Source organism: Neobacillus niacini NBRC 15566 (genome assembly GCF_001591505.1).
Lineage (GTDB): Bacteria > Bacillota > Bacilli > Bacillales > Cytobacillaceae > Neobacillus > Neobacillus niacini.
Genome location: NZ_BCVA01000005.1, coordinates 13,477 through 29,160, shown reverse-complemented (window position 1 = coordinate 29,160; position 15,684 = coordinate 13,477). Strand labels below are relative to the sequence as shown.

Sequence of the window (15,684 nt, the reverse complement as noted above, 5' to 3'; positions counted from 1 at the left end):
TTTCCCCCTTTGATTTATTAGTTATATTTTAACATATACAAAAAAGACAGTCTTTTAATAGACTGTCTGGGACATTAGTTTTGATATTTTACCTCACAGCGGTAAATTCGTTTACCCGCTTCGGAAAACTTTTGTTCATACTCTGTCATGATATTTCCTTCATAATCACTTTTATGAAGGTCAAGGCTAAGGAAAGTTAATAATAATCCATACTCGGAAAAACTTTTCAATGAATATTCAAACAAGCCTTGATTATCTGTTTTAAAATGGATTTCACCTTTATCCACCAGAATATTTTCGTAAAGCTTCAAAAAGTCCTTATAAGTTAGCCTTCTTTTTTCGTGGCGGCTCTTAGGCCATGGGTCTGAAAAATTCAGATAGACTCTGTCTACATCATTCTTTGCAAAGTAATCACTTAAATCGCTGGCATTGACATTGAGTAATCTTAAATTTGGCAAATCGGCTTCAATTAATCGTTCTAAAGCAGCAACAATAACGGAGTCGTAAAGTTCTATGCCTATATAATTTATATCGGGATGTGCCTTTGCCATTTCTGTTATAAAGCGGCCTTTTCCTGTTCCAACTTCAATGTGAAGAGGCTGTTCATTATGAAAAACTTCATGCCACTTTCCTTTATAATTTTCTGGATTTGCGACAATATATTGTGGATGGTTCTCAATCATTTCCTTCGCCCAAGGTTTATGCCTAAGTCTCATTTTTCTTTGCCACTCCTAATAAAGATATTATTTTTTATTATTGGTAATAATGGGGTTCCCCATTAATGTATAAACAAAAAAAGAATTCACAACCTAACTGTGAATTCTTTTTTATTTTCACTTGAAAGGGTGTACCAACATGCCATTAAGTCATCAGGACCAAGTTTCATTACTAAAAGATATATTAAATAATCATCAAACCGATTGCTGTGGGTCTGTTTCAGAATGTGAACAATTGGAACGATTAGTAAAGTCTTTAATGGTGAATACACAGATTGACCAAAATGTTAAAAGCATATTGCAGGAGGTATACAATTACAGTCAGTACGGCGCCCAAACTGCAGATTTAGACGAGCATATTCTTTCCAATCAAGGTAATTTATCACAGTGGGTGTCTAATATAGACACGTATTCCTGATTACAAAAGCTCATCTAAAAAGGCAATCCACTTATCCATTTCGTGAAGCCGGTCTTTATTTTTGTAAAATTGAATGGAAGATAGAGTTTGAAGTGCAACATACCATTTCATTCTAAGCTTTAGGTTTTCTGTTAACGGTTTTCCATACATCGATAACCAGCTATCCCAATTAGTCTCCGGAATGTACAAATAAAGAAGCATACCAAGATCAATCGCTGGGTCTGCAATCATCGCACCATCCCAGTCAATTAAATACAACTGGTTGTCTTCCGTAAGCAGCCAGTTGTTATGGTTGACATCACCATGACAAACGACTTTCTCATTACTGAAGACATTTGCTGCCTCTTCTAATAGAAAATTCAACGTTTTTTTTACAACAGGGAATGATAACACTTCTTCATCCAAGAGCTCAACAACAGATTGAAATATCATATCTGGCTGTAAAGGCTGCTTTTCAAGCCTGCTTAACATCCCAACCATTGGTTCAGAGCGGTGAATCTTCCTGAGCATCCTAGCAACACGTTCATGGTTCATATCATGTGGCTTTAATTCACGTCCAGGGAGCCATTGCTGTGCCGTAATCACATCTCCGTTTTCCAATCGTTTTGTCCAAACAAGCTTTGGGACGATTCCTTCTGCAGATAAAACTGCTAGAAAAGGAGAGGAATTGCGTTTTAGAAAAAGCCTTTGGTCTTCATAGCTAGCATAAAAGGCTTCTCCCGTTGCGCCCCCCGCAGGGACAATCTCCCATTCTTGTCCTAATATATGTTCCAAAATTGTTCACCTTCAATTTATGCCGTTCTCAAATGGGTCTCTCAAAACACCATTTAGTAGTTTAATTAAGAAAAATATTTTAGAAAAATAAAAAAAGCTATTGGACAATAACACACAATAGCCATCTTACTAAATTTTATCTCCAATTAGCTTTAGTCGTCAAGTACATCTGACCAAACTATTTTTTTACTAGAATGGTTAAGCAAACTGGTTCTAGTACTATTTCTTTTCCTTCCACCTTTTGAGTGGAAGAAATTCCCGCATCTTTATCATTGGCGATTACTGTCCAGATGCCATCTGGTATTTCAACTAATTGCTTTGTCCTTAAAGGGTTGATGAGTAGAAGAACTTCACTAATATCATTACTTAAACACTGATAGTAAACTCCAATTAGTGGCGAAAGCAGCGGTAAAAGATGAGTATTTGCTCGAATTTCATCAGCACTTTTCATTCGGAAGCAAGGCATTTCTTTACGGATCTGAATCAATCCCTTTATATAATTAACATTATCCTGATAAAGGTGCTTCCGATCCCAATCAAGCTGGTTAATATGATCTGGTGATTTGTAACTATTCCCATCGCCTCGTTTTGTCCGGAAGAATTCCTGACCGCTGTGCAGAAAAGGAATCCCTTGGGATAATAGTACAAGACCAGTTGCAAGCCTATGATATTTCATATGAAGTGCATCATCTAAATCTGGAAGACAAGAAACAAGTTTATCCCAAATGGTATGGTTATCATGGCATTCTGCGTAATTTACCGACTGAGAAGGTTCAGTTAAGAGGCCGCCAGCTTCTTGATTTAATCCAATGCTTCCAGTAATAACATCGATAGCACCTTCATAATAATGCTCATTCCCTAATACGTATCCTTTATCATACAAATTAAAAGTACTTCCCTTTATCGTATCACGAAATTTATCATTGAATTGACCGATGTCAGGGAGCTTTGTGTGATTACGAATAATGGCTTTTTTATCAATGGGAAGCGGGGTATTTAGGTTCCAGCCTTCTCCGATAATTAGGGTTCCCTCTTGAATGCTATCACAAGTTTTCCTAACTTCCTTCATGGTTTCAACATCCAAAATCCCCATTAGGTCGAAACGAAAACCATCAATATGATATTCCTCCATCCAAAAACGGATAGAATCAACGATGAACTTTCTTACCATTTTCCTCTCTGAGGCAATATCATTTCCAACTCCTGTACCATTCGAAGGAAAGCCAAGCTCGTTATGTCGAAAATAATATCCCGGAACAACTTTTTCAAAGGAAGATGTTTCGCGAATGTAGACATGATTGTATACTACATCCATAATAACCCTTATTCCTTGTCCATGAATGGCATCAATCAATTGCTTCAATTCTATAATTCGGGCGTAGGGATCGGATGGATTTGTGGAATAGGAACCTTCTGGTACATTAAAGTGTATGGGGTTATAACCCCAATTATAGTCTTTATTTGGCTCCAATTCATTTACTCCGGCGAAATCATTGAATGGCAGAAATTCAATATGAGTTATACCTAAATCCTTTATATAAGAAAGTCCTGTTGGCTCAGTGTCTTTTCCTTTTGTGTTTAACTCACTTGCCCCTAAATAAAGACCTTTATTCTTTACACCACTATTTTGATGGATGGTGAAATCCCTGATATGCGTTTCATAAATAATGGCGTCAACTGGATATTCAAATGGAGGTAATGAAGGCTTTTTCCTCCGCGTTTTCTCCAGCTTCACAATAACCCCTAGTTCCCCATTCGCCGTAACAGCAACAGCATAAGGATCTATCGATTCTCTCCATTCCTGGTTGACAAGGATTAGGAAGGTATACTGATAAAGTTCTAAATCCTCGTGAATGACTACTGACCAAACACCTTTATTCTCGCGTTTCATCTTGACAATTTTTGAGTAAGAACTGATTGGATTTCGTAATTTTAATTTTACTTGTGTGGCTGTTGGTGCCCAAAGTTTAAACCCCGTTTGATGATCGCTGCATTTCACACCAAGGTCGTTTCCACCATAGAAAAAACGGTCATCAAATGCAGGTGTTCGTATTACTGCACCTATTTGAAGATCAGTTCTTCCACCATGCTCATCCATAATCCAGTAGGAATGACCAAAAGTAATTTCCTCAGCCAGCCGACAAATATATTTATTATGATTTTCAATTTGCTGCTTCTTGATAATTTGCAAAGTTCTAACATGTTGCATCTCATCAGTGATCGTGAAAGTGGAAGACAAACCTTGATGATAGGAAAGTGGCAGAAGAATCGTAATGATATCCATCTCATCTAAATAAGCTAGGAAAATACGGTCATTGGAGTTCATTCGAGTCCCTCTCTTTCAGAACAGTTTCTCGCATACTTCCCACCCTCGTTAAAACCTTTAGTTTTTTTGTTTGAACATGGATATTTAAAGGAGTGTATCCTTTATCCTCACCATCAGCATGGACATATAAGGAAGCTGAAGATTGAATGAAAACGATTCTTCCCTTAAAGGTCTGTACCTCTTTAAATTGAATGTGCTTACCCCAAAATACGCTAATAAAAACCAATAATAGCTTCCATTTTGACAAACTATGGACTACCGTAATATCTAAGAGTCCATCATCGGGGATCGCACCAGGTGCAATCATCATACCTCCCCCGTAATAGGGCTGATTGGAAACAGTTACAAACCATGTTTGTTCAAGTATATGCCTTCTGCCGTCAATTGATAAATCAATTGTTGCGCATTTATAAGAAAATAGTTTTTTTAGTAAAAAATACACGTATACCAACCGGCCTAAAGACAGTTTATTGAGCCAAGCTTTAACTTTAGAATGGTTTACCTCATGGGAAATTAATGCATCGAACCCAGCACCCATATTATTAATAAAATAGGTTTCTGAATGATCCTTCATCGTGACCATTCCAATATCAATGATTGTTGCTTCCTTTTTTATCAGCCGAAGAATAACCGATAAAGCTTCTTCTGGGTCTGAGGGAATTTGAAAGCCCCGAGAAAAGTCATTTCCAGATCCTCCTGGTACGAAACCAAGAGTAATATTGTTATATTTTACAATTCCATTCACGACTTCGTGCATGGTTCCGTCCCCGCCAACGGCAATAATGACTTTTTTCTCATGGTCTTTTGCAGCAATTTGCGACGCTAATTTGATCGCATGACCAGGGTATTCCGTAAAGAAGGCCAAGTAAGGGATTTTATCTTCGAGTAGTTTTGTTTCAAGTTTCCTCCATACATTTAAGCAGTATCCATTTCTCGCTTTTGGATTGATAATAAAATAGATTTGTTTCATACAACCAACCTTTTACGTTAATTTGTCGCTTATTCCAATTTGTATATTGTTTTTTCCTCGTATTTCGGTGTTTTATCAAGATGTGTTTGGTATAAAACAACCTCATCCACTTTAAATAAAAGCGGCTCTGGCTGAAGCTTATCCCATACATTAAGGAGATTTTGCTGAAAAGGTTTGTCCCCTGTCCATTTACGTGCAAGGGTGAGGTGGGGTTTAAAGGGTCTTGTTTCAAGTTGAAAACCAGCCTCTAAGCATGCGGAAAATACTTTTTTTCTAACGACCTGCAATTCTTTACTTTCATTTGTATCTGCCCAAAAAATCCGCGGTGAATCTTGTTTACCAAAGATTCCAAGCCTGTTTATTTTCAATATAAATCCTTTTGTCCCGCTTAATGCTGCTTGAACGTTCTCCATCGCGCTAGTAAGTTTTTCAGAAGGGGCATCTCCTAGAAAAGCTAATGTTATATGCAAATCTTCATGGTGAACCCAGCGGCTGAATGGGAGAAACTCTTTTAACCTCTCCCTATTTTCTTTCAAGATCAGCTTTGTTTCTTGCGGAATTTTTATCGCAAAGAAAAAATGTGTTTGTTTGTTCATATTTATCATTCCTTTTCTTATTTTAGACTATTTTTTCCAACTTGTATGTATTATATAGGTTAATAAAAATAGAAACGTGCACCAGATTTTTTCCGTTGCACGTTTCTATGCTAGATTCCGTTATTAACAAGTACTCCACATTGTTTTTCAATTTCTTTTTTAAAAAATTCTTGCAAATTTCGAGTTAGTGGACCCGGATTTCCGGATTTAATTTTATTTCCGTCAATTTCAATTACCGGCATTACTTCCGCTGTTGTACTCGATAAGAATACTTCATCTGCTTCCCCAAGTTCTGCAAGTGAAAAAGTCCGTTCAAGTACTGGGATATTATTTTTCTTACAGAGATCTACTATCACATCTTTTGTAATTCCTTTTAGGATTAAATGGTTCGACTCATGGGTTATGACTGTCCCATTTTTTACAATAAAGATATTTGAAGAGCTTCCTTCTGTGACATCCTGGCCGCGGTGCTGAATCGCCTCAAAACAGCCTTGCTCGCTTGCTTTTTGTTTAGCTAAAAGATTACCTAGTAAATTTAAACTTTTTATATCGCAGCGAAGCCAGCGAATATCCTCTGTTAAGATTGCTTTTACTCCAGACTTGAGGTTTTCCAAAGGTCGTACTCCCTTAATTGTATAGGCTACAAGTGTTGGTGGAACATTTCCTGTTGGAAACAAATGATTCCGAGGCGCAGTTCCTCTGGTCACCTGCATATAGATATTTCCTGTTTGCAAATTGTTTTTCAGTAATAGTTCTTCTAACATTTCCGTTAATTCTACAATCGAAAATGGTATAGAAATCCCTATACTTTCAGCACTATTAGCGAATCGTTTTAAATGTTCAGTTAGTGTAAACATTTTTCCATTATAAACACGGATAACTTCGTACACACCATCGCCAAACTGATAACCACGGTCTTCTACATCAACCTTTGCTTCCGACCGGTCTATAATCTCCCCATTTAATAAAGCATATTCCATTCTTTAGTCCCCCTTTAGTTAGTCTTATTGAGCCAACGGAACAATTTCAATATTTTGATATCCCGCCATTATCTTATCAAGATTCTGTTTAAAAACGAAATATTTTCCATTAGCACTTTTACGTCGAAAGGGTGTTAATTTACAAAAAATTCAATTAATTTGTCATAAACTTAACATTTACATCCATAGACTATAGTAAGAATCAAGTAAGGGAGGAGAATAACCGAACAATTATTGTTACGAAGTTATGTTTTTTATGTAAATATTTCGCTAATGGTGGAAATTTTCAGAAATTGTGGGTACAATAAATGTAAGTCATCGGGGTATCCACTGCAACTATCTATTAATAAAAGGAGTTGTCTGCGGGAAGAAAATTACATACTAATCAAAGAGGCTGTCGGTAGAGGGATAGACACTAGGTTTTTATAAAAGGATAGGGAGTGGTTCTTTGAAACCTTCAACTAACCGGATGTTAAACCGCATCAAATGCATCTACATGTTTATTCGTAATAAGGGCACAGTCACGACGCAAGAACTTGTAGAGGAATTTGGTATCACTCCTCGCACCATACAACGAGATTTAAATGTTTTAGCCTATAATGACTTGGTAATAAGCCCAAGCCGCGGAAAATGGACGACCACACAAAAAAAAGTAAAGATGTCTTCGTAATATATGGATAAACAAATAAAAGCAAGCACGCACGCGAATATCTCGCGTGCGTGCTTGCTTTTATTTGTAAAATAGGGTTGAATATCTAGTATATTATGATATATTAGTATAATACTTTAGCGCTTAAAAGCGTTTACGTAAGATAGTGAAAACTTTTTAAATAAAGGTAGGACAACATGGAAAATAATCATCATGAACTAAAAAAAGGATTACTGCCAAGGCATGTCCAGTTTATTGCCTTAGCCGGCATGATTGGTACAGGAATTTTCAAAGGTAGTTCCGATACGTTAAATATCGCTGGGCCTAGTGTTATCTTTACCTATCTTATTGGCGGGCTATTATTGTTTATCGTCATGGCTGCTTTAGGTGAGATGGCTATTGCTTTTCCCAATCATAATGTACAGCTGCTTCTTTATCGAGCTTTTGGTTTTAAGCTGTCATTTATCACGGGCTGGTTATATTGGATTAACTGGACCATTGTTATCACGGTTGAATTATTAGCAGCTGGAAGTTTTCTGCAATTTTGGTATCCATCGATACCATTATGGCTTCTTAGCCTAATATGTGCTGCAGTCATTATTGGGATTAATTTATTCCCGGTAAAATATTATGGTGAGCTCGAGTTTTGGTTTGCAGGGATAAAAATAATCGCGTTAGTCGCTTTTATCTTTTTGGGCGCTCTTATCATTTTTGGAGTTTTTCCAAGTGATATTGGGGATCCATTAGCAAACTATACTGCACATGGCGGATTTTTCCCGCACGGTGTCAGTGGGATGCTAAGTGCCTTTTTGGTCGTTATGTTTTCATATGGCGGTGCTGAGTTAATTGGGGTTGCTGTGACTGAAACGAAGGACGCTGAACGAGTTATGCCAAGTATTATTAAGGGTGCAGTATGGCGGGTTATTATTTTTTATATTTTTCCGATCTTAATTATTTGTGGTATTATGCCTTGGAATTCTGTTAATGGTCAAGAAAGTCCATTTGTTCAAGTTTTTACTATGACTGGACTTCCTGGAGCAGCACATGTAATGAATTTCATTCTATTAACAGCCGTTCTTTCAGCCGCCAACTCAGGGATCTATGCAACATCGAGAACACTATTTTCTATGGCTAAAAGCGGAGTTGCTCCTAAAGGATTAATGAGAACCTCTAGTAACGGAATTCCTTTTATTGGTCTTATGATTACCAGTCTCTGTCTATTAGTTGGTGTATTCTTTGCCTATATTAGTCCTAGTAATATCATTAGTTACCTTATGACGATCCCTGGCTTCACAATTATGATAGTTTGGATAGGAATTTGTTCAGCCCATTTAAAGCTGAGACCGCAGTATAAGGTTACGCCTTCTTTTAGGGTTAAATGGTTTCCATATACAACGATTATCGCTATAGTAGTATTAAGTTTAATTTTTATTGGTTTTATTTTAACGCCAAACAATATAATAGGCTCAACCGTTTCTCTTTTAATAGTGGGAATACTGGTAGTTCTTTCATTAAAAGCAAAAAAGAAGTGATATCCATTCATTATAAAGGGTTCCATTTTCGGGTGAATTGACGTATGAATTTTCATACGTCTTTTTCTTTATTTATTGGTTGGGAAGGGATGGGGTTAAGCACCTGAGTTGATAAATAGCCGTAGAAATTCCGCTTAATTAGTAATTAGTATAAAAAAGGCTAAAATAGACGGATAGATTCCGCCTATGGGCTCGAAAAATTGGAAAATGGGGGTTTTTGCTTTGCTTAAGCGGAAAACCTCCGTTTATTTACCCCAAAACAAGTTCCATTCTGCAATAGGCGGAAAATCTCCGCTTATTTTCTTTTGCTGGTTACTCGATTAAAAACGAGACATCTTAACTTTAAGAGAGTGAGTTTTCTCAAACGGAACCCTTTATTATTCATTTGGGTATCCCTGCTTTTTGCTAGAGCTATTCGTCTTCTTTAAAAAGCTCATGAAGAAATCTCTTTCTATTTTCTAAAAAGTATTTTGTTATGTTGTAATGATCTGTTTCTTCATAGTTTATCTTTGAAATTTCATCATTGTCGAAGCTATAAATGTCTGCTTCTGGATAACCCAATAGTATAGGAGAATGACTGGCAATGATAAACTGGGAGTCACCTCGTGAGTCGAGGTCATGAATGATTTTTAAAAGGGTCAATTGCCTTGCAGGAGATAATGCAGCCTCCGGTTCATCTAACAAATAAATTGCTTCCCCATTAAATCGGTTTAAAAATAGTGACAAAAAAGATTCTCCATGTGATTGTTGTAACAACGATTTTCCACCGTAATGTTTAAATCCGTTCTCATCCACCTCATCAATATGGGTAGCAAAATGATAAAATGATTCTGCCCGTAAAAAGAAACCATTCGTTACTTTTGGCATCCAGGAAAGCCTTATGAATTGGCTAAGATCAGAATCTGTTTCATACACTTCATAAGAATTATTTCTTCCGCCACCAGCTGTATTAAAGCCACATTTGTCTGCTATTGCTTCTAATAAAGTAGATTTACCCGACCCATTTTCTCCTACAAAAAAGGTGACGTTTCTTTCTATTTTAATCTCTACAAGGCTCTCAATTGCTGGTATAGAAAAGGGGTAGAGGTTAAAGGATGGAATCTTTTCTTTTAATAATGTCACTTTATTTAAAAACATAATATTCTCCTACTAAATAAAATCTTATGAATTCCATTTTACACCATCATCGCAAAAAAGCAGCCTTACTTTTTTGCAAAGCTGCGCACTCTCCTTTTGGCTACTGTTCTCCATAATAATGTTAACAATAGAATTGTCATGCATTACACCATATTTTTCCCATAAAAGATTTCATCCATTTCTAGTTTTATTCTTTCAGTAATTTCAATTAACTCTTCTGGTTGTAACGTTTCTTTCTTATAGCCAAATAAATAATTGTTTAAATCAAATTCGCGAAGTTTACACTTTGTATGGAAAATATTTTCTTGATACACATTTACATCAATCATGTCGAATAGTTCGCCAACGTCATCAGGTATATAATTCTGAATGGAGCTGATTTCGTGATCAATAAATAATTTATATCCATCCTTATCTCTTGTAAATCCACGAACACGATAATCTATTGTCATCACGTCAGTTTCAAACGAACGAATCAGATAATGCAGTGCCTTAAGCGGTGATATTTCCCCGCACGTTGATACGTCAATATCCGCCCTAAAAGTGCTGATTCCTTCATCTGGATGATATTCAGGGTATGTATGAACCGTGATATGACTCTTATCTAACTGCATTACAACCGATTCCGGCAACGGTCCTGGTGATTCCTCAAAATGCTCTGACGGGGCATTTTCGACTGGCCCCTCTGATACGAGAAGCGTTACACTTGCTCCAGCCGGCTCAAAATCTTGACTTGCAACGTTTAATACATGAGCCCCAATAATATCAGATACATGTGTTAATATCTTTTGCAGTCTTTCGGCACTATATTGTTCATCGATATACTTTAAATATGCCTCACGCTCTTCCCTTGATCGTGTATAACAAATATCGTACATATTAAAACTCAATGATTTGGTCAAGTTGTTAAAGCCATGTAGTTCAATGGTCTCTTTGTGTGAAAGTTTCATGCAGCTTCCCCCTTTTGGATTTTCAAATGCGTACAGAGTAGTAAATATTTTTATAATACCCATTTTTTTAATTGTTACTTATATAAAAGTTCCCTTCGACCCTTATTTATAATTATTATAATTTAATATTTACTTTCAAATGATATATGTTATAATTATTACAGATAAGAAATTAGGAGGGATGAAACGATGACACAAACAATGACTCTTGAACAAGTGATGAATCAGCAACTCGCAAACTGGAATGTAATATACACAAAGCTCCATCGTTTTCACTGGTATGTAAAAGGACCAAACTTTTTCACTCTACATGCGAAATTCGAGGACTTATATGAAGAGGCTGCAGGAACGATCGATGAATTAGCCGAACGGTTATTAATTGCAGGTGGAAAGCCAATTTCAACATTAAAGGAATACATCCTATATGCATCTATTGAAGAAACTTCTGAGAACCTGACGGCAGAAGAGATGGTACAAAGTGTTGTTAATGATTTCTCGCAGCTTATCTCTGAATTAAAGGTAGGTAAAGTGGCTGCCGAAAACGTAAATGATGAAGTAACAAGTGACATGTTCACAGAATTAATTGAAAAACTAAGCAAACATAATTGGATGTTAACATCCTTTCTTCAAGCGTAAAAAGGACAAGGCGACTGTCGCCTTGTCCTTTTTACTTTACTTGATAATTCCTTAGTAGCTCTATTTCTTCGTCCGTTAGTTCTCTATACTCCCCTAATTCAAGGGTCTCATCAAGAGGTAATGGTCCCATAGTAATTCGCTTCAAATAGACCACTTTTTTTCCTACTGCTTCAAACATTCTTTTTACTTGATGGAACTTCCCCTCGGTTATCGTCAGTTCGATGTCTGAACGAATACCAGACTTCAAAATTTTGAGCTCACCTGGTTTTGTTTCGTACCCATCATCAAGGGTGACTCCCTCTGCAAATGCCTTTATGTCTTCCTGTGTTACTTCCTGGTCAATCACCGCAAAATAGGTCTTCGGAACATGTTTTTTGGGTGACAACAGCCTGTGGGCTAATTGCCCATCATTTGTAATCAGTAATAGGCCTTCGGTATCCTTGTCTAATCTCCCGACCGGAAACGGCTCATACACTTGGTCCTCTAATTCCAATAAATCGATAACTGTTTCCTGAGCGCTGTCCTCTGTTGCTGACAGTACGCCTTGAGGCTTGTTCATCATTAAATAGATAAATTCTTTATACTCAATTACTTCACCATTTAAGGTAACACTTTGTTTATTTGTATCTACATGCTGTTTTGGATCTTTCACGACCGCATCGTCAATCTTAACAGCTCCGCTTTTTAATAGCTGCTTTACTTCTTTTCGGCTGCCAAAACCTAAATTGGCGAGCATTTTATCGATTCTCAAAGCGTCATCCTCCTTCATTTTTAGGAGTTTAATTGGTCAATCTTAATTTCTTCTTTATTCGGTCAACCCTGTCTCCAAATAGTCTGTTTACAAGTCCTGATTTTAATCCTAGGTAAAAATAGATAACAGCCCCTACGCCTGCACAAGCAATGATCATTACTAGTGATTGAAGCTTTGTTTCTGGAGTTAGAACTAACAATAGCAGCTGATAAACCATTTCGGTACCTGCCAACATGATTCCAGCAAAAATAATGATTAACAAGCTTCTTCTCCAAACAAATAAGAATGGATATTTTGCATAATTTTTTATAACAAGTAATTGGATCACAATCGCTCCGATGTAGCCAAGGGCCGTTGCGTACACCGCGCCTCTTGTTTCAAACATAGTAATGAGAGAAATATTTAGCGACAATTTAATCAATAATCCTACTAATAAGCTTAATACAGTCCATCGTTGTTCATTAATTCCCTGCAGAATGGAACTCGTTACTAAAAATAATGAAAATAGAATACCAACTGGGGCATATGCTCGTAGTACTTCGAATCCAAGCTCCTTATGCTCATAAAATATAGTGTAGATCGGCTCTGCTAATATAGAAAGTCCGATCGCTGCCGGCAGTGTTAAGAACAATAAGACCTGAAAGGTTTGATTTAATTGCTGTTTTAACGCTTTCCGATCCCCCTCTACAAATGCCTTCGTGATACTTGGAACCAGAGCCAATGAGAATCCTGTCGCAAGAGAAACAGGGATAATGACGATTTTATGTGATTCAAAATTTAAAATAGAGAAAGCTGCCTCCGCCACCTTATAACTATTACCAATCCCCTCCATGGCACGGGTAAAAGTTACTTGATCAATGGCTTGAAATAATGGATTGGCAACCCCAACAAATACAAACGGTGCTGCATATATAATAATTTCTTTATAGATTTCCTTTAATGATACCTGTACAGTTCCTTTATCGTGTTGAAGCAGCTGGTCTAAATGTGGTTTTCGTTTATACCAGTACCAAAATAAAACGACTAAACTGCCAATGGCCCCCACAAACGCAGCAAAGGTCGCCACACTAACGGCTGTTACTATACTTCCATTTAAAAAGTTTATGACGATATAGGCTCCTGCAAGTGTGAAGGTAATCCGAACAATTTGTTCAACCACTTGAGAAACAGCAGATGGTCCCATTGATTGATGTCCTTGAAAAAATCCCCTAATTAAACTCATAAATGGGATAACAATCAATGCAAAACTTACCGCACGGATAACGGTGATGATATCGTTTACCCTTGATTCGACATCATCTTTATCTGAGATAATCATGTCAGCTATTAACGGTGCTGAAAAATACAAAATTAAAAATGAAACGATTCCCGTTAAAAGCATCATCACTAGCCCAGATTTGAACAATCTCCGCCCAACAGCATATTCTTCAAGTGCATTATACTTTGAGATAAATTTTGAAACAGCAAGCGGTACACCAGCTGTGGCTATACTTATAAAGATCGTGTAGGGTATATAAGAATACTGGTACAATGCTGTTCCTTCTGAGCCTACAATTTGATAAAAGGGTATAACATATAATAAGCCAAGAACCTTGGATATAATGGTACCCAATGTTAAAATAAACGTTCCTCTTATAAGCTTCGACGACATAAGATTAGGATCCCTTCCCAGTGAAGAAAAAGTTTGTGCGCGTATGAGCAAACTTTTGGTAAACACATTTTTGCACACTATTAGTAGTTTACATCTCTTTTTGCTTCGATGCCACTAACAGCCGTGCTAAATTTCGTAAAATGTGTTTATAATGGTAAGAATGTGTAAGAAATGAATTTATATAAAGTTGGTGGAAGTATGCAATACGATGTTGTGGTAATTGGCGGGGGACCATCAGGTTTAATGGCTGCCATTGCTGCTGGAGAAAAAGGTTTAAACGTCCTATTAATTGATAAAGGAGACAAGCTTGGAAGGAAGCTGGCCATTTCCGGCGGCGGCCGCTGTAACGTTACAAATCGTCTCCCTGTTGAAGAAATCATTAAACATTTGCCTGGTAACGGGAAATTTTTATACAGCGCTTTTTCAATTTTTAGTAATGAAGATATAATCAAGTTCTTTGAAAAATTAGGTATTGAATTAAAGGAAGAGGACCATGGCAGAATGTTTCCGGTCTCGGATAAAGCACAATCAGTAGTCGATGCACTTTTGGACCAGCTAGAACAGCTTAAGGTGAAGGTTTACACGAATAGCCCGGTTGCGGAAGTTGTTTATAAAGATGGTCATGTTTCATCGGTAAAATTAAAAAACGGACAAGAGATATCTGCTAAAGCTGTTGTCATAGCAGTCGGCGGTAAATCTGTACCTCATACCGGCTCAACTGGAGACGGCTATGTCTGGGCTGAAAAAGCCGGACATACCATTACGGAACTGTTTCCTACTGAGGTGCCTGTCACCTCAAATGAACCGTTTATTAAAAATAAATCTCTCCAAGGTTTGTCATTAAGGAATATTGAGCTAAGTGTGCTAAATCCAAAAGGAAAAGCGATTATTACTCACAGGATGGATATGATTTTTACCCATTTTGGGCTTAGTGGTCCAGCAGTCCTCCGCTGCAGTCAATTTGTGGTGAAAGCAATGAAAAAATGGAAGTTAAACGAGGCAACCATGAGTCTTGATGTGATCCCAGATAAAAAAGAAGAAGAGTTTTTTCAAGAAATTGTGAAACTCGTAAAAAGTGAGCCTAAAAAAAGTATTAAAAACACATTAAAAGGGCTTGTCCCTGAACGATATCTTTTGTTCCTGCTTGAGCGGAATGAAATAGACCCTTTAGAACAAGGGGCTACGATTTCAAATGAAAAAATTCGCACTTTTGTGAAAAGCTGTAAACAGTTCTTAATTAAAGTAAATGGCACCTTACCGTTAGAGAAAGCTTTCGTAACTGGCGGCGGCGTTTCCGTGAAAGAAATTGAACCGCAAACAATGGGATCGAAATTGATGAGCGGTCTCTACTTTTGCGGGGAGATTCTTGATGTCCATGGCTATACTGGAGGATATAACATCACATCTGCTTTAGTCACCGGAAGACTGGCGGGAACCAATGCTGCTTTATCTGCTAAAAAACAATATCAGACATGATGATTTATGTCTAGCTCCACGGCCTAAGGGGCTCGGTGGCATAAGCCAATCCGGCAGGAAGGTTAAAGTAAACCTTCCTGCCGGATTGGCTTATGCCTGTCGTCCCTGTACACTAAGGAAAG

The 15,684-nt window shown here is 37.3% G+C and carries 15 protein-coding genes; 5 read left to right on the top strand and 10 right to left on the bottom strand.

What is annotated here, in order from left to right; all coding sequences use genetic code 11:
- Window positions 1-74 precede the first annotated feature (74 nt).
- On the bottom strand, window positions 75-716 hold the full coding sequence (trmB, locus tag BANA01_RS06255; protein ID WP_063252183.1) for a tRNA (guanosine(46)-N7)-methyltransferase TrmB: 642 nt from the start codon (window positions 714-716) through the stop codon (window positions 75-77).
- Between the two features lie 139 nt (window positions 717-855).
- Here trmB and BANA01_RS06250 point away from each other — a divergent pair, with 139 nt between their 5' ends.
- Window positions 856-1,134 (top strand): YtzH-like family protein, encoded by a 279-nt coding sequence (locus tag BANA01_RS06250; protein ID WP_063252181.1) that lies wholly within the window; start codon window positions 856-858, stop codon window positions 1,132-1,134.
- On the opposite strand, the gene BANA01_RS06245 is transcribed toward BANA01_RS06250, so the two are convergent.
- The 5 genes from BANA01_RS06245 to dat all read right to left on the bottom strand — a co-directional run bounded on the left by BANA01_RS06245 (window position 1,135) and on the right by dat (window position 6,780).
- Window positions 1,135-1,908 (bottom strand): phosphotransferase family protein, encoded by a 774-nt coding sequence (locus tag BANA01_RS06245; protein ID WP_063252180.1) that lies wholly within the window; start codon window positions 1,906-1,908, stop codon window positions 1,135-1,137.
- A gap of 178 nt (window positions 1,909-2,086) precedes the next feature.
- Complete coding sequence (gene pulA, locus BANA01_RS06240; RefSeq protein ID WP_063252178.1) at window positions 2,087-4,234, bottom strand: type I pullulanase; 2,148 nt, start codon at window positions 4,232-4,234, stop codon at window positions 2,087-2,089.
- Window positions 4,221-5,204: a diacylglycerol/lipid kinase family protein gene (locus tag BANA01_RS06235; protein ID WP_063252176.1), complete on the bottom strand. Its 984-nt coding sequence runs from the start codon at window positions 5,202-5,204 to the stop codon at window positions 4,221-4,223. The genes pulA and BANA01_RS06235 overlap by 14 nt, the downstream gene beginning before the upstream one ends.
- Window positions 5,205-5,233: 29 nt before the next feature.
- Window positions 5,234-5,800: an RNA 2',3'-cyclic phosphodiesterase gene (gene thpR / locus BANA01_RS06230; RefSeq protein WP_063252175.1), complete on the bottom strand. Its 567-nt coding sequence runs from the start codon at window positions 5,798-5,800 to the stop codon at window positions 5,234-5,236.
- Between the two features lie 110 nt (window positions 5,801-5,910).
- Window positions 5,911-6,780 carry a D-amino-acid transaminase gene (gene dat, locus BANA01_RS06225; RefSeq protein ID WP_063252173.1) on the bottom strand — a complete coding sequence of 290 codons (870 nt, stop codon included), beginning with the start codon at window positions 6,778-6,780 and terminating at the stop codon, window positions 5,911-5,913.
- Between the two features lie 448 nt (window positions 6,781-7,228).
- Here dat and BANA01_RS06220 point away from each other — a divergent pair, with 448 nt between their 5' ends.
- Together BANA01_RS06220 and BANA01_RS06215 are read left to right on the top strand one after the other, a co-directional pair.
- Window positions 7,229-7,450, top strand: coding sequence for a DeoR family transcriptional regulator (locus BANA01_RS06220; RefSeq protein WP_063252171.1), 222 nt, complete (start codon window positions 7,229-7,231; stop codon window positions 7,448-7,450).
- Between the two features lie 176 nt (window positions 7,451-7,626).
- Entirely contained in the window at window positions 7,627-8,961 is a 1,335-nt protein-coding gene (locus BANA01_RS06215; RefSeq protein ID WP_063252170.1) for an amino acid permease, read from the top strand.
- Between the two features lie 411 nt (window positions 8,962-9,372).
- Here BANA01_RS06215 and BANA01_RS06210 read toward each other — a convergent pair whose 3' ends face one another.
- Together BANA01_RS06210 and speD are read right to left on the bottom strand one after the other, a co-directional pair.
- The gene (locus BANA01_RS06210) at window positions 9,373-10,098 is read right to left on the bottom strand and encodes an AAA family ATPase (protein WP_063252167.1); all 726 of its coding nucleotides are present in this window, start codon (window positions 10,096-10,098) and stop codon (window positions 9,373-9,375) included.
- A gap of 143 nt (window positions 10,099-10,241) precedes the next feature.
- Entirely contained in the window at window positions 10,242-11,048 is an 807-nt protein-coding gene (gene speD, locus BANA01_RS06205) for an adenosylmethionine decarboxylase (RefSeq protein WP_063252165.1), read from the bottom strand.
- A 189-nt stretch (window positions 11,049-11,237) separates the two neighbouring features.
- Between speD and BANA01_RS06200 the strand changes: the two genes are divergently transcribed.
- Entirely contained in the window at window positions 11,238-11,684 is a 447-nt protein-coding gene (locus BANA01_RS06200) for a Dps family protein (protein ID WP_235847073.1), read from the top strand.
- Window positions 11,685-11,715: 31 nt separating this feature from the next.
- Here the strand turns inward: BANA01_RS06200 and BANA01_RS06195 are convergent, their stop codons facing one another.
- The gene (locus BANA01_RS06195) at window positions 11,716-12,435 is read right to left on the bottom strand and encodes a pseudouridine synthase (RefSeq protein WP_063252164.1); all 720 of its coding nucleotides are present in this window, start codon (window positions 12,433-12,435) and stop codon (window positions 11,716-11,718) included.
- 28 nt (window positions 12,436-12,463) lie between these two features.
- Window positions 12,464-14,086 carry a putative polysaccharide biosynthesis protein gene (locus BANA01_RS06190; protein ID WP_063252162.1) on the bottom strand — a complete coding sequence of 541 codons (1,623 nt, stop codon included), beginning with the start codon at window positions 14,084-14,086 and terminating at the stop codon, window positions 12,464-12,466.
- Window positions 14,087-14,284: 198 nt separating this feature from the next.
- Here BANA01_RS06190 and BANA01_RS06185 point away from each other — a divergent pair, with 198 nt between their 5' ends.
- Window positions 14,285-15,562 (top strand): BaiN/RdsA family NAD(P)/FAD-dependent oxidoreductase, encoded by a 1,278-nt coding sequence (locus tag BANA01_RS06185; RefSeq protein WP_063252284.1) that lies wholly within the window; start codon window positions 14,285-14,287, stop codon window positions 15,560-15,562.
- Window positions 15,563-15,684 lie beyond the last annotated feature (122 nt).

Bases quoted from the DNA above. Each gene is read 5' to 3' on its own strand.
- BANA01_RS06190 (WP_063252162.1), bottom strand. From the start codon at position 14,086: ATGTCGTCGAAGCTTATAAGAGGAACGTTTATTTTAACATTGGGTACC.
- BANA01_RS06210 (WP_063252167.1), bottom strand. From the start codon at position 10,098: ATGTTTTTAAATAAAGTGACATTATTAAAAGAAAAGATTCCATCCTTT.
- BANA01_RS06200 (WP_235847073.1), top strand. From the start codon at position 11,238: ATGACACAAACAATGACTCTTGAACAAGTGATGAATCAGCAACTCGCA.
- trmB (WP_063252183.1), bottom strand. From the start codon at position 716: ATGAGACTTAGGCATAAACCTTGGGCGAAGGAAATGATTGAGAACCAT.
- BANA01_RS06215 (WP_063252170.1), top strand. From the start codon at position 7,627: ATGGAAAATAATCATCATGAACTAAAAAAAGGATTACTGCCAAGGCAT.
- speD (WP_063252165.1), bottom strand. From the start codon at position 11,048: ATGAAACTTTCACACAAAGAGACCATTGAACTACATGGCTTTAACAAC.
- BANA01_RS06250 (WP_063252181.1), top strand. From the start codon at position 856: ATGCCATTAAGTCATCAGGACCAAGTTTCATTACTAAAAGATATATTA.
- dat (WP_063252173.1), bottom strand. From the start codon at position 6,780: ATGGAATATGCTTTATTAAATGGGGAGATTATAGACCGGTCGGAAGCA.
- BANA01_RS06235 (WP_063252176.1), bottom strand. From the start codon at position 5,204: ATGAAACAAATCTATTTTATTATCAATCCAAAAGCGAGAAATGGATAC.
- BANA01_RS06185 (WP_063252284.1), top strand. From the start codon at position 14,285: ATGCAATACGATGTTGTGGTAATTGGCGGGGGACCATCAGGTTTAATG.
- thpR (WP_063252175.1), bottom strand. From the start codon at position 5,800: ATGAACAAACAAACACATTTTTTCTTTGCGATAAAAATTCCGCAAGAA.
- pulA (WP_063252178.1), bottom strand. From the start codon at position 4,234: ATGAACTCCAATGACCGTATTTTCCTAGCTTATTTAGATGAGATGGAT.